Raw genomic sequence first — 14,874 nt, 5'->3', positions numbered from 1 at the left:
GATTTAATTGGTAGCCCCTGCAAGAATCGAACTTGCAACTGCCCCTTAGGAGGGGGCCGTTATATCCATTTAACTAAGAGGCCACAAATAAGCTGTGTGCTTAGAGGTGTGAATTATAACGGCATCTGGTTTTTTATATCAAGCGACAACTGAACTTAATTGCTTGATAAGTATATATCTTCTTTATTTAGTACATAAATTGGGATTAGTTTTCGACTACTTGCGACGATTTTTTTTGTATGCGCGTTAATTACACGTGTATTTACAACAACAGCATCATGGCGATAAATTAATGTACCCGCTAATACATGGCTCGCCATTTGCTCTTCACTAAGCTTTTCAATATCACGTGAAAAAGCAAAATCACCACGGCTATTTACATCTATTGTTTGGGTTGTTTTAAAATCAACCACGCCATAACCAAACTTTTGTAACTGATGAATTAACGTCTCAGATATTTGATTACCCAATTGATTGCTTTTAGTAAGCGATGAATCAAGATCGACCAAGGTAGTAACGGCAATATTAATATTGGTGTCGGTATCACTTTCAAATTCAAGCGTATCAACCAAATCAAGTGCCATTTGCTCTACATAGTTAGCAAGTGTTTTATGGTGCTTAAGTGGTGTGAACTGCTGAGATGGATCGTATTCAACTTGCGATTGTATTGCTTGATTACTATAAGCAATATTAAGCTGATCATTACCACCGTTTACTGTGTAATCTGTTCGTGTTGTGTTTTCGTTATGCTCATTATTATGCGTCATTGAGCAGCCTGTTAACCCAATTAAAGTAGTAAATCCAACGATAGTAATTAGTATATACGACATAGTTAGCCTCACTTGCTTGCTTGCTTAAGCATTATGCCATCAGTGCGGTAGTTACTATTAAGTGCATCAACAACTGACTGCGGAATAAAACCTTGCGCAGTGCCTACTACGGCTTTGCTTTGCAGCCCAATAATACGTGCATTTACAAGGACTCCTCCTTGACTACTCACTAATGTGCCAGCGAGTACGTATTTAAAGTTTTGATCTTGGTTAAGCTCTAAATAATCTCGACTAAATACAAAGTCTCCTTCAGGTGTAACACGCATGTAGTCGGTTGTTTTAAAGTCAATAACGGGTATGCCAAAATTATGTAGCTCGTGCATAAAGCTTTCTGATATTTGATTACCCAGTAAACTACTGTCATTAAAATCATCATCTAAAAATACAAAGCTTGAAACAGCTAATGGTGTTTTTCCATTAACATATTGCAGATTTTCAACCATGTCTTGCATTATCCCGCGTACATAATGGTTTATGTTCTTTCGCATTGGCGGAGTCGGCTTAGTATGACTATTTTTTTGAGCAAAGTCCGATTGAAATAAACGGTCATTGGATACTGGATCTGCAACATCACGCTGATTATTAACGAGTTGCGTTGTTTGGTTATTATTTTGAACCTGGGTCTCATCCGTACCTGTATTCATACCATTTAGTATATGCGAACAGCCAAAGCCCAAAGGTAAACAGAGGGTAATTAATAGATTTCTCATTTTGTGCTCCTGGTTAGTATTCGCTGCGATATAAGTAGCCATCGCGTTGCTGTATTTTTTCATTGCCCCACATTACATTAATTGGGATCTCGGTACTTCCCGCAGAGAGCACCTGTTTATTTTCTATATTCACAAGTCGTGCATTAACTATGTATGCATGCTGCTGGCGAGTCACTGTTCCTGTGATAACTAAGTCAATATTTTGGCGATTACGTAATTTACTTAAATCGCGACTTAAAATACTGTCTGAGTTTTCTGATAAATAGAGGTTATTCCCAAGTCTGTACTCAACCGTGTGATAACCTAGTTGCGTAAATTGTGTAAGCAGACTTTCTTGGATCTGCTGACTTAAGCCTGAGGCCTGCCCTGTCACTAATTTTGTATCTAGTGCATCTGCATAAAAGAAGCTACTAACGCCAACACGTGCATTAGCATTTAACGCTCCATTTAGGTGGTTAAGTTGCGACGTTAAATTCACTACATAATCATTAACCGTAAAAGGAGCCATGGCCGCTTTAGGTGCATTTGTAGGCACACTTGGTTCTGGCGGTGGCACCAAGTTACAAGCAGCTAAATTTAAAAATAATAAAGGCAGTAAAAGGCGCATAATTGCCATCCTCTTCAAAACATACTGAGGATAAAGCAATTTGTATGCCTATATCGTACTTCTGTAAGGTTGTTGAACATAATAGCTAACAAAACATGCTACTTGTTGCTTTATAAGGGCTAAACAATCACTTTTTGCATCCGCTGTATTTCTATAAGCACCTAACTTCAATCGATAAAAAGTTGTGTTATTGACACTTACGGTTTCTACATTTATCTCAGTGGGTGAGATAATATTTTGTGGTATTTTTTCTTGGAATTCGCTGAGCTTCTTTTGCAATGCATTTTTATTTTTAAAAGCGGCAATTTGTAAAGCAAACAATGCCGAGTGGGTTTTTAATATACTTTCGTTATTAACTTCATCATTTACAAGAGTATTTAGAGCATCAGAATCATTTAGTTGTTTTAGATTAGTAGCAAGCTGCGTTAATTTATTTTCTAACTTGAGTAGCTCCTCTACTTTTGGTTGAGAGCTTTCCCATTGTGCCGCAGAGATTTTGAGCTGCTCTAAATCAGACTTTTCAATAAGAATCGGTTGCGGGGTTGCTTGAGCCATTTTAACTTGTTGAGATGAGTTACATGCAGATAAAACAAGTACACCCATTAGCATCATGCATTCTAAGCTCCGTTTTAAAAGCATTTTCCTTCCCTGAAATGACGTTGTTTTATGGGGTCATATACCCCCTAAACGCATTTAATTATGAAGGGTGTATTTTATGGATAAACAGATTTTAAGCAAGTTTCTATTTTAACTACAGCTTTACTGGCTTATCAGTGTAGTTACTTACTATGCAATCGAGTTTATATAACTTGAATACGTCACAGTCTGCTTTTGCATTTTTAAAGTTTTGGTAAGAACCAAGCTTTAGCCTGTAAAACATTTTGTCGTTTATTTGGGCGGTTTCTACGTTAGTCAATATTTTGTCTCTAAACAACGGTGCTGCTTTAGTATTTAGCTCTTGCCATGCTTTAGCCACACCTTGCTCTGAGTCAACCGAAGCTACCTGTAAAGCAAATACATGTTTAGGTTTATTTAATTTTACAGTTTGTTTTTTATTACTGTAATTTTGTTTAACTTGTTGGCGTGACTTAACATTACGTGTGTTTCGAGGTGAGCGTACAGACTTGCTGCTATACCCTTGATTAGACTGCGCAATAGCTTTGCTGTTTATAATATCGATATGATTTACGAGGTAAGTTATTTCTTTTTCTAATCTTAAAATTCGCTCGATGCCTTCACGAGCTTGTTGCCACTGCATTGCGGCATCTTTTAGCTGAGCAAGTTCAAGGGCTGTAATTGATACGTAGTCAGGCGAGTTACTTTGAGGTTGTTCATCAATGGTTTTTATTTCAGGCGAGACGCTGCATGCTGTACCAAATAAAAGCATTAGCAAGCTAAGTAAAAGCCCAATGTTATTTTTTTTATATATAAACATGTATTAGTTGTCCTGAAAGCAGTGTTTTTTCACTACATTTCAGTTAAACATTCTCACAAGAAAGCGTTTAACTTTATTTAAGCTGTGAGCTATAAAACTTAGCTCTTCGCATGCTTGTCAGTATTTCGTAAAACACAACGCTGCATACTCCACCCCTTCCTTGAGAGCATTATTTAATACAAATTCAATGCCAATTAACACAAACTTTACAACATAAATAACAATATGTCTGTAATGACTTAAAAAATTTTATTTTAGAGCTATTCCTTTCCTTACTTCTATCCTGATAAAACTCATAAAAAAAGGCGCCGATATAGGCGCCTTTCATGTTTTACGTTAACTGTTAAATCAGTTTTTTAATAAATGATTTTAATTCATCGGCAAATTCATCGCGACGAAGTGCAAATTCAATCGTTGCTTTTAAGTAACCAATTTTACTTCCACAATCGTGGCTACGGCCTTTTATAGCGTATGCATCTACTTTTTCGTGTTCCATTAACATCGCAATTGCGTCAGTTAATTGAATTTCGTCGCCTGCACCTTGCGGAGTTTTTGCAAGTAACGGCCAGATATTTTCGCTTAATACGTATCGACCCACTACAGCTAAGTTTGATGGAGCTTCATCTACTGGCGGCTTTTCTACCATATTAAGAATTGGTGAGCTTTCACCTTGCTTTAAGTCAACATCACCTAAATCAACCACACCAAACTGGTTAACTTGTGCCATTGGTACTGGTTCTACCATAATTTGGCTGTGCTTGGTTTTCTCAAAATTAGCGATCATTTCTGCTAAGTTATCTTTTTTAAGATCGCTCTCTACATCGTCAATAATTACATCTGGTAAAATAACTACAAACGGTTCGTTACCAATAATAGGCGCTGCACAACTAATAGCATGGCCTAAGCCTTTTGCTTCACCTTGGCGTACGTGAATAATGGTTACGTCTTTAGGGCAGATTGCTTGCACTTCGGCAAGTAGTTGCCGCTTAACACGCTTTTCTAAAGTAGCTTCTAGTTCAAAACTTGTATCGAAGTGATTTTCGATTGAATTTTTACTTGAGTGCGTTACTAACACTATTTCTTTAATTCCTGCAGCAACGGCTTCGTTTACTACATATTGAATTAAAGGACGGTCTACCACTGGCAGCATTTCTTTAGGAATTGCTTTAGTGGCTGGTAACATACGAGTACCAAGGCCCGCTACTGGGATCACTGCTTTCATTTTATGTTTTCCTTAATCTTTTATTATACTGAAAATGGATATTGAATCGCTTCGTGGCATTGATAGCCTATTACTTCAAAGTCGTCTCGTGTTACCCACGTTTCTATGTCTTCTAATGATTTAATTTTTGGATTAATTTTTAACTGAGGTGATTCAAATGGCTCACGCGTTAACTGCACATCTCGCATCAGTTCAAGTTGGTTTTCGTAAATATGTGCATTAGCAATTTTATGATACGCCTTACCCGCTTTGTGACCGGTAATTTGAGCTACTAACGCAAGTAATACAAAGCACTGAATTTGATTAAAATTAAGGCCAAGCGGCACATCACAGCTTCGTTGATACGACGTTAAATACAAGGTATCGCCAAGTAAGGAGAAAGTGTGCGTATGCATACACGGGCGCAAACAACCAAGCTCAAACTCACCTGGATTATAAAACGTGATTATTTCACCACGGTCATCAATGCCATTTTTTAAGTTATTAATAACTTTGGAAAGCTGATCAAGCGTTGAGCCATCTGGACGTTGCCAACCACGACCTTGCACGCCATAAACACGCCCCATGTCATCCTCACCTTTACGGTTAGGGTTATTAAGCCATGCGTTGTTATCGTTCGCGTTGGCATCCCATGTTTTACAGCCAATTTCACGAAACTGCTCAGCGCTGTCGTAACCACGTAAATATCCTAGTAACTCAGCAATCGCTGCTTTGTAGTAACTTTTTCGCGTCGTGATCATTGGAAACTTATTATTAGCCACATCGTATTCTAAATCGGCATTAATAACGGTTAAACAACGCGTACCTGTACGTTTGTTTTCGACCCACTGACCTTCGTCAACAATACGCTGACATAATTTTAAATATTGTTTCATGCTTTTCTTATTATGCCTTAGCTGTTTTAACGTGTTGTGGTTGCTTATATGCCCAAATTAATAAACCTAAACCACCCACTATCATAGGAAGTGACAATATTTGTCCCATTGAAATAAAGTCGGCAAATAAACCGAGTTGTGCATCGGGTTGGCGGAAATATTCAATACAGAATCTAAACACGCCGTAACCTAATAAAAATACACCAGCTACGCTGCCTGCTGGACGTGGTTTTTTAATAAACCATTGCAGGATTAAAAACAGTACTAAGCCTTCAAAAAATGCTTCATATAATTGCGATGGGTGACGCGCAAGCAGACCGCCCGTTGGAAATACCATTGCCCATGGCACGTCAGTAACTCGGCCCCATAACTCACCGTTTATAAAGTTACCAATACGCCCTGCTAAAAGCCCTACAGGAACAAGTGGTGCAACAAAGTCGCCTACTTGAAGCAGTGACTTTTTACGCGTCCACGAAAAAATTGCGACGGCGGTTATAACGCCAAGTGTTCCACCATGGAACGACATACCGCCCTGATCTATCCTAAATAAATACAGTGGGTTTTCTATAAAATAACTAAACTGGTAAAACAATACGTAGCCAATACGCCCACCCAGTATTACCCCTAACATGCCGTAAAACAGTAAATCGCTTACTTGGTCTTTAGTCCAACCCGAATTTGGCTTTGACGCTTGACGATTAGCAAACCACATCGCAAATGCAAAACCTATTAAGTACATTAAGCCATACCAACGTACGCTTAGCGGTCCAACAGAAAAAATAATTGGATCAATTTGAGGAAACTCAAGTGCCATAAAAAATAAACCTTTAGCTAAAAACCATTTTAATTGCGATAACTACAAGCAGCACCGCGAAAACTTTCTTAATTGTATTAACAGGTAAATAGTGAGTTGCTTTGGCGCCAATGGGCGCAACAAACCACGAGGTAATAACAATCCCAAATAATGCAGGTAAATAAACAAACCCGGCAAAACCATTCTCTAAATCGGTAACATGCCAGCCTGCGCTGATGTAACCAATAGAGCCAAATAATGCAATAACAATTCCGCACGCTGCCGCGCAGCCAATTGCTTTTTTTATATCAACCGAAAAATAATTAAGCATCGGTACTATTAAAGCTCCGCCGCCAATCCCTATTAAACCTGATAACCCGCCCATTATTGCAGAAACGCCCCCTAAAATAAGACCTGCCGGCAACGGTTTTTCTGACATCGGTTTATTACGCGCGGAGAGCACCATTCTTGCTGCAATAAATACAACACTTATAGCAAACACTGTACGTAATATTTGTTCAGGGATTAAACTTGCTGCAAAGCCACTAATAAGTGCACCTAAAGCCACACCCGACATAACCCACGGGGCGATTGCCCAAGGCACATTATCATTTTTATGATGAGCCAGCGCTGAAGACGTTGAAGTAAATAAAATAGAAGCGAGTGAGGTTGCAATAGCAATTACTAATACATGATCAGCCGACGTTACATTAAATGAGAGTAGTAGAGTGCTTAGTACTGGAACGATAATTAAACCGCCGCCAATGCCTAGTAACCCAGCTAAAAACCCAACAATACAGCCTAGTAGTGCGCAGCTTGCGACTAACCAACCTAAGTCATACATAGTAATCTCAAATACCTTTTGGAGGGTTTATATATTAAAGGATTATAGAGCTAATAGCATCTGTGTATCAAAACTAATTAAGTATATGATACTTATTTTGGAGTATAAAATAAGTCACCTAATCTATGCTCTAGCATAAAGCTTCGCGTTAAACGTAGTACTTGTTTGGCTGTGGATTGCGCTAAGCATTCACTTAATAGTTGTTCCATGTCACTGACATTTAAACGCCTAAGTACCCATTTAACTTTATTAAGCGATGATAAATTCATACTCAGGCGTCTGTAACCCATGGCAATAAGCAAAATAGCCCCTTCAGGATCGCCGCCTAGTTCACCACACAAACTAAATGGCAGTTCATATTGCTCACATTCGTGCGCCACTTTATTTAGTACTCTTAGTACACCTGGGTGATAAGGGTTAAAAAGTTCGGCTACACGTGCGTTAGCCCTGTCTACTGCTAATAAATACTGTGTTAAATCGTTACTGCCTACTGAGCAAAAATCAACTTTTTTTGACCACTCTGGAAGCATAAATACACTTGAAGGTACTTCCAGCATTATTCCTATGTCGGGTCTTTCTATGGTTTGCTCTGGGTATTTTTCACTTAACTCAAAATAAGCCTGTTCAAATAACGCAAGTGACTCATCAACTTCTTCAGTGCCACTGATCATAGGGAGCATTATTTTTAAATTACCCAAACCAATATTTGCTTTAAGCATCGCTTTTAGTTGATCTAAAAATAACTCTGGATGATCAAGGCTTATACGAATACCACGCCAACCTAAAAATGGGTTTTCTTCGGTAATATTAAAGTAATCAAGTACCTTATCGCCCCCAATATCCAATGTACGCATAACCACAGGATTAGGATGATAGCTAGTTAGTACTTCTCGGTACCAATTTTCTTGCTCTGATTGCGAAGGAAACTGACCCTTTTGCATAAACCACGCTTCGGTTCGATAAAGCCCCACACCGTCACAAATATGAGCGCTACTTTGCTCAGTATTAAGCTCAAGGCCTGCGTTTAATAATAAGCTAACATGTTCACCGTCAAGCGTAATTGATTCTGAGTCTTGCTCAGCTAAAAAGCGGTTATTAAGTAGGTTATCTTGATGCTGTAACTCTGTGTATTCGTCCATCAGCATTTGTGAAGGCGATATATATAAACGCCCAGCAAATGCATCTAAAATCATCGGTTTGCCATTAAACTGCAGTAGAGGTAAATCCTCTATACCCCAAATGGCAGGAATGCCCATCGCACGCGTTAATATAGAAGCATGGCTATTTGCAGAGCCATTTACGCTTACAACGCCTGTTAAGTGACCTTTTGGCACTTCAGCAAGCATGGCGGGTGTTAAGGTATTAGCAATTAAAATAGTGTTGGCCGGATAATTTTTAACAGCGTGCTCGGTATTTACAAGGTGGTGTAATACGCGAAGACCAATGTCTTTAACGTCAACAGCACGCTCTTTTATATAAGGGTCTTGCATGGCATTAAATTGAGATATTAAACGCTCTATTACAATTTTTAGGGCGCTTTTAGCACACCAGCCTTCTTGTAATTGCATTTCAACATTATGCCCTAAACTTTTAGCGTCAAGCAGTTGTTGATACACATCAAATACCGCAAGAGCTTCGTGCGGAATAGAATCGCTTAGCGTCATAGATAGGGTATTAAATTCTTTGCGCGTTGCAGCTACAGCTTGAGTAAATAAACGACGCTGCTCAGTGACGTCACTGTCTTTTAAAAGCTCAATAGATTTAAAATCAAGTTTTGGTAATACAACAAATGCTTGTCCTATACCTATTCCTGGCGCGCTCGATACACCTTTTAAAACAGACGTTTGATGAGATGACTCATCTTGGCGTAGTATTTCTTTAATTTCAGCATGCGCTAACTGTGAAGCAAGTTGAGCAGAAAGCGTTATTAAAAACGACTCTTCGTCTTGGCTAAATACACGTGCCATTTTTTGTTGGACAACAATAACGCCCAGTACTTTTTTTTGATGAACAACGGGTACAGATAAAAAAGCGTTGTAGCCTTCTTCGTTTACTTCGGGGGAGAGCTTAAAACGAGGATGCGATTTAGCAAATGCAATATTAATAGGTTCTTCGCGTTGCGCTACTAGGCCAACCAAACCTTCGGTAAAACCAATTCTAAACTTACCTACCGCATCGGGGTTTAGCCCTTCGGTTGCCATAAGTACAAAGTTGTCTTGGCTGTAATCTGCAAAATAAATGGAGCAGCACTGGGTTTTCATGGCATCTTTAACCATTTGCACAAAGCACACTAATGCGCTGTCTAAATTCGCTTGTCGCGATACAGACTCCGCAATAGATCTCAGTGTAGCCAGCATGTCCTGCTCCTTTATTTTATTCTGAATTAACTACCTTTTACTTCGCCAATGATCTTTATGTTGTTCTCTCTTATTAAAAGGCATGGCGAAAGGAGCAAACTCTTTCATTACACGTCGATAAACATCCCGTTTAAACGATACAACCTGTCTTACAGGATACCAATAACTTACCCAGCGCCAATCATCAAATTCAGGATGATGGGTTTTAAGTAAATTTACATCTTCGTCTTTACAGCGTAATTTTAGTAAAAACCATTTTTGTTTTTGCCCAATACACACCGGACTAGAGTCTCGGCGGATTAATCGTTTGGGTAATTTATAGCGTAACCAATGTTTTGAGCTTGCGACTATTTCTACATCTTCTGGTCGCAACCCTACTTCTTCGTGTAATTCACGGTACATGGTTTGTTCTGCAGTTTCGCCATCATCAACACCACCTTGGGGAAATTGCCAAGAGTGTTGACCATAACGTCTGGCCCAAAAAACCTGTCCCTGATTATTGCAAATCACAATTCCGACATTGGCACGAAAACCTTCGGCATCAATCACCTTAGTGCCTCATTTGTAAGTCGATTTTTAATGATTGTTCCACATTAGCCGCAATACGGCAAATACTATTATACCCAACCCGATTAGTAAGCTAAGTTTGAGCTTTTAGTACATTGATAAATTATGGAGAGTGGGTAAATATTTGGAAAATAACTTAACAAGGCTATTGCGGTTCTTGTTTTCCTCTAGTTACTCACAGTTTGTGCATAACTTTTGTAAAACACGCTCATTTTGCAAACAAATCCACAATATTAGATCTAAAAACTTGGCTTCTCCACAGATTCTGTGGATAAACATGTTCATATAGTTGTATTTATCCTTACAACTTTTAAATTGCTTAATCAAAACTGAATGTACAACATTAAAAAAACCAACTGAGTCAGTAACTTAAAGTAAAGCAGCTTAATTTCAATATGTTCAAAATTAACCCAAACAACAAGCGAGCAAAAAACACACAACTCTAGTGATATCCATGGCTTAGCCTATTTGCTATCATGGCTATGATATTTATACAACCGAAATTAAGAATACTAATTACGTTGCATTGATATTTATAATCGCAATAAAAAGTAGCTCAATAACAAAAAACTATCATATGCAGTTTCTCCGCATAAGTAATTTCAACGTAGTTAGTGAGTTGTTAAACCTCTATAATATTCATATTTTAATAAAATTGGCATGACATGCGACCTACAAAACCACACTCAATAAACGATTTAATGCAACGCGTTAATAATATTGCCGGATTAACTCTAGGGCAGCTTGCTAACAAGTATAATTTTAAAACGCCAGATGATTTACTGCGCGAAAAAGGTTGGACTGGTCAGTTAATTGAATATGTATTAGGTGCTACTGCGGGCTCAAAACCACTTCCGGATTTTGAAGATTTAGGAATTGAGCTAAAAACACTACCTATTTCCTATAAAGGTAGGCCACTTGAAACTACGTTTGTATCGGTTACACCTTTAATGAACGTTACAGGAATGACTTGGCATACCAGCTCTGTACGTAAAAAACTAAATCATGTTTTATGGCTGCCAATTTTAAGCGAACGTGATATTGCCCCGTTTGATAGAACCATCGGCAGCGGCTTTTTGTGGCAACCCACGTTTGAACAAGACGCTTTATTACAACGCGACTGGGAAGAGCAAATGGAGCTAATTGCACTAGGTAGAGTCGACGAAATATCAGGCCATTTAGGCGATGCGATGCAAATACGCCCTAAAGCTGCTCATAGTAAAATAGTGACTGATGCTATTGGTCCAAATGGGCAAATAATTAAAACCCTACCCCGTGGCTTTTACTTAAAAACCAGTTTTACAGGTGATATTTTAAAACAGCAGTTTCAGCTTTAACTGTGTTATAAAATATTAATTGTTGAGCCATTTTTGTGGGTACCCTCTTTTCGCACTGCGTGCGCGCGCCAGCAAGCAAGCTTAACGCTACAACTAATTCTCATCTCTTTGAAAAAGTATCAGGCATAAAAAATCCCCGCTTATGCGAGGATTTTATCATCTAAAATTAAAAATTAGATTCTATATAAAATAGAATTACTGACCTTTAACTTCTTTAAGACCGTTGTACGGTGCTTTATCACCTAATTGCTCTTCAATACGTAGCAATTGGTTGTACTTTGCAACACGGTCAGAACGGCTCAATGAACCTGTTTTAATTTGACCTGCAGCAGTACCAACCGCTAAATCAGCAATTGTTGAATCTTCAGTTTCACCAGAACGGTGAGAAATAACAACAGTAAAACCAGCGTCTTTAGCCATTTTGATTGCAGCTAAAGTTTCAGTTAAAGAACCGATTTGGTTAAACTTAATTAAGATTGAGTTAGCAATACCGTTGTCGATACCACGTTTTAAAATCTTAGTATTTGTTACAAATAAATCATCACCTACTAATTGGATTTTATCACCCATTAGTTTAGTTTGATGTGCAAAGCCATCCCAATCAGACTCATCAAGACCATCTTCAATAGAAACGATTGGGTACTGATTAGTAAGATCTTGTAAGAAGAAGTTAAATTCTTCAGAAGTGAATTTTTTGCCTTCACCCTTAAGATCGTAAATGTTTGCTTCTTTGTCGTAGAACTCAGATGCAGCACAATCCATCGCTAGAGTAATATCTTTACCTAGCTCGTAACCTGCGTTTGCAACAGCTACTTTAATTGCAGCAAGAGCCGCTTCGTTAGATGCAAGGTTAGGTGCAAAACCACCTTCATCGCCAACCGCTGTTGAATGACCATCAGCTTTAAGTACTTTAGCAAGGCTATGGAAGATTTCAGCACCCATACGTAGGCCTTCGCGGAAGTTTTTAGCGCCAACAGGTTGGATCATGAATTCTTGAATATCTACAGAGTTATCTGCATGTTCACCACCATTGATGATGTTCATCATTGGAAGTGGCATAGAGTAAACACCTGGCGTGCCGTTTAAGTCAGCGATATGTTCATAAAGCTCAACTTTTTTAGACTGTGCAGCTGCTTTCGCAGTTGCTAGTGATACAGCTAAGATTGCGTTTGCACCTAATTTTTCTTTATTTTCGGTACCGTCTAAATCTAGCATCACTTTATCTACAGCGCTTTGATCTAATGCACTTTGGCCTTTTAAAGCATCAGCAATTTCGTTATTGATATAACCAACTGCTTTTAATACACCTTTACCTAAGTAACGTGATTTATCACCGTCGCGTAACTCTAATGCTTCACGAGTACCGGTAGATGCGCCTGAAGGTGCTGCTGCACGACCCCAAGAGCCATCTGCTAAATGTACGTCTGCTTCAACAGTTGGGTTACCACGCGAGTCCATAATTTCGCGACCGATTACTTTTACGATTTCTGACATCTTGATTCCTCTATATTCCCAAAATGGTGAGTTCAGCTAACTTTACTACGTTTTATATAGCTTAGTCAGCCCTTAAAACAAAAAAGCCGTGCAATATGCACGGCTTTTAAAATTACGAATTCGCTTTTTGGTGGATATGCGCGGCTGCTACAAACCCTTCAAACAACGGATGACCATCACGTGGAGTTGACGTGAATTCCGGGTGGAACTGCGCGGCAATAAACCATGGGTGATCTTTATTTTCGATAATTTCTACCAGTTTTTTATCTTCTGATAAACCAGTAAAGCTTAAGCCTGCTTTTTCAAGTATTTCTACAAAGTTATTATTTACTTCGTAGCGATGACGATGACGTTCAACAATTTCGTCGCTGCCATATACTTCGCGTACTTTAGAACCTGGTGTTAAATGACATTTTTGTGCGCCTAAACGCATAGTGCCACCTAAATCAGATTTTTCGCTACGTGTTTCAACATTACCTTCAGCATCTAGCCATTCAGTAATTAAGCCAACTACTGGCGCTTCTGAGTTTGCATTAAACTCTGTAGAGTTTGCATCCGTTAAGCCTGCAACATTACGTGCATATTCAATTAATGCTACTTGCATACCTAAACAAATACCTAGGTATGGTACTTTATTTTCACGTGCGTATTTAGCCGCTAAGATTTTACCCTCAACACCACGTCCGCCAAATCCACCAGGTACTAAAATAGCATCTAAGTGTGAAAGTAATTCAACACCTTTGTTTTCTAAATCTTGTGAATCTACGTATTGAATATTAATTGTTAAACGGTTTTTAAGGCCCGCATGCTTTAATGCTTCGTTAACCGATTTGTACGCATCTGGTAATTCAGTGTATTTACCAACCATACCAATTGTCACTTCACCCGTTGGGTTAGACTCTTGATAAAGTACTTGTTCCCACTCAGCTAAATCTGCTTCTGGTGGATCTAAGTGAAAACGACGACATACGAAGTTATCTAATTCTTGCGTTTTTAATAACGCAGGAATTTTATAAATGCTGTCTACGTCAGGTAATGAAATAACCGCTTTTTCTTCTACGTTTGTGAATAATGAGATTTTTGCACGCTCATTATTAGGTAGTTTACGGTCTGAACGACAAATAAGAATATCTGGCTGAATACCTACTGAGCGTAACTCTTTAACAGAGTGCTGAGTTGGTTTTGTTTTAACTTCACCTGCAGGGCCTAAAAATGGCACTAACGTTAAGTGAATAAATAGCGCGCGTTCGCGGCCAATTTCAGTTCCCATCTGACGAATTGCTTCAATAAACGGTTGTGATTCTATATCACCTACAGTGCCGCCAATTTCTACAATAGCAATATCATAACCTTCAGCACCGTCGTATACACGTTGCTTAATATCGTTAGTGATATGTGGAATAACCTGAATAGTAGCGCCTAGGTATTCACCACGGCGCTCACGACGTAATACGTCTTCATATACACGGCCTTGTGTGAAGTTATTACGACTAGTCATTTTGGTACGAATAAAACGCTCGTAGTGACCTAAATCAAGGTCAGTTTCTGCGCCGTCTTCTGTAACGTAAACTTCACCGTGTTGAATTGGGCTCATTGTGCCTGGGTCAACGTTGATGTAAGGATCCAGCTTTAAAATGGTAACATTTAAACCACGGGCTTCTAAAATAGCGGCCAGTGAAGCTGCGGCAATACCTTTACCCAACGAAGAAACAACTCCGCCAGTAACGAAGATAAATTTTGTACTCATGCGAACCCTAGAATATCAGGAATTAAAAGGAATATAACACCCAAAGAAGAGCCTAA

At 38.8% G+C, this 14,874-nt stretch carries 14 protein-coding genes and 1 tRNA gene; 1 reads left to right on the top strand and 14 read right to left on the bottom strand.

Translation table 11 applies throughout. The features are described from left to right. Positions 1–8: 8 nt before the first annotated feature. The 12 genes from PARC_RS04475 to rppH form a co-directional block, all read right to left on the bottom strand. Positions 9–83, bottom strand: a tRNA-Arg gene (locus PARC_RS04475). Between the two features lie 72 nt (positions 84–155). Beyond that, positions 156–830, bottom strand: a complete 675-nt coding sequence (locus tag PARC_RS04470; protein ID WP_010553227.1) for a FlgO family outer membrane protein — start codon at positions 828–830, stop codon at positions 156–158. Between the two features lie 8 nt (positions 831–838). After that, positions 839–1,540, bottom strand: a complete 702-nt coding sequence (locus tag PARC_RS04465; protein ID WP_010553226.1) for a FlgO family outer membrane protein — start codon at positions 1,538–1,540, stop codon at positions 839–841. 13 nt (positions 1,541–1,553) lie between these two features. After that, positions 1,554–2,147 (bottom strand): FlgO family outer membrane protein, encoded by a 594-nt coding sequence (locus PARC_RS04460; protein ID WP_010553225.1) that lies wholly within the window; start codon positions 2,145–2,147, stop codon positions 1,554–1,556. Positions 2,148–2,195: 48 nt separating this feature from the next. Continuing rightward, on the bottom strand, positions 2,196–2,702 hold the full coding sequence (locus PARC_RS04455) for an SPOR domain-containing protein (protein ID WP_158522937.1): 507 nt from the start codon (positions 2,700–2,702) through the stop codon (positions 2,196–2,198). Between the two features lie 196 nt (positions 2,703–2,898). After that, positions 2,899–3,582, bottom strand: coding sequence for an SPOR domain-containing protein (locus PARC_RS04450; protein WP_010553223.1), 684 nt, complete (start codon positions 3,580–3,582; stop codon positions 2,899–2,901). Between the two features lie 343 nt (positions 3,583–3,925). Further along, positions 3,926–4,804: a UTP--glucose-1-phosphate uridylyltransferase GalU gene (gene galU, locus PARC_RS04445; RefSeq protein WP_007583126.1), complete on the bottom strand. Its 879-nt coding sequence runs from the start codon at positions 4,802–4,804 to the stop codon at positions 3,926–3,928. 23 nt (positions 4,805–4,827) lie between these two features. Beyond that, positions 4,828–5,679: a thymidylate synthase gene (locus PARC_RS04440; RefSeq protein WP_010553222.1), complete on the bottom strand. Its 852-nt coding sequence runs from the start codon at positions 5,677–5,679 to the stop codon at positions 4,828–4,830. Between the two features lie 10 nt (positions 5,680–5,689). Further along, positions 5,690–6,493, bottom strand: a complete 804-nt coding sequence (gene lgt, locus PARC_RS04435) for a prolipoprotein diacylglyceryl transferase (RefSeq protein WP_010553221.1) — start codon at positions 6,491–6,493, stop codon at positions 5,690–5,692. A gap of 13 nt (positions 6,494–6,506) precedes the next feature. Further along, on the bottom strand, positions 6,507–7,316 hold the full coding sequence (locus PARC_RS04430; protein WP_010553220.1) for a sulfite exporter TauE/SafE family protein: 810 nt from the start codon (positions 7,314–7,316) through the stop codon (positions 6,507–6,509). 92 nt (positions 7,317–7,408) lie between these two features. Next, positions 7,409–9,673 (bottom strand): phosphoenolpyruvate--protein phosphotransferase, encoded by a 2,265-nt coding sequence (gene ptsP, locus PARC_RS04425; protein WP_010553219.1) that lies wholly within the window; start codon positions 9,671–9,673, stop codon positions 7,409–7,411. Positions 9,674–9,703: 30 nt separating this feature from the next. After that, entirely contained in the window at positions 9,704–10,222 is a 519-nt protein-coding gene (rppH, locus tag PARC_RS04420) for an RNA pyrophosphohydrolase (protein ID WP_002958704.1), read from the bottom strand. 683 nt (positions 10,223–10,905) lie between these two features. Here rppH and mutH point away from each other — a divergent pair. Further along, complete coding sequence (mutH, locus tag PARC_RS04415) at positions 10,906–11,577, top strand: DNA mismatch repair endonuclease MutH (protein ID WP_010553218.1); 672 nt, start codon at positions 10,906–10,908, stop codon at positions 11,575–11,577. Positions 11,578–11,772: 195 nt separating this feature from the next. Here mutH and eno read toward each other — a convergent pair whose 3' ends face one another. Both eno and pyrG read right to left on the bottom strand, forming a co-directional pair. After that, complete coding sequence (gene eno / locus PARC_RS04410; RefSeq protein WP_010553217.1) at positions 11,773–13,071, bottom strand: phosphopyruvate hydratase; 1,299 nt, start codon at positions 13,069–13,071, stop codon at positions 11,773–11,775. 112 nt (positions 13,072–13,183) lie between these two features. After that, positions 13,184–14,818, bottom strand: coding sequence for a CTP synthase (gene pyrG / locus PARC_RS04405; protein WP_010553216.1), 1,635 nt, complete (start codon positions 14,816–14,818; stop codon positions 13,184–13,186). Positions 14,819–14,874 lie beyond the last annotated feature (56 nt).

Origin of the sequence: Pseudoalteromonas arctica A 37-1-2, assembly GCF_000238395.3 — a bacterium.
Taxonomy (GTDB): domain Bacteria; phylum Pseudomonadota; class Gammaproteobacteria; order Enterobacterales; family Alteromonadaceae; genus Pseudoalteromonas; species Pseudoalteromonas arctica.
Note: the sequence above shows the minus strand (reverse complement) of the source record. Positions and strands in the feature narration are given on the sequence as shown.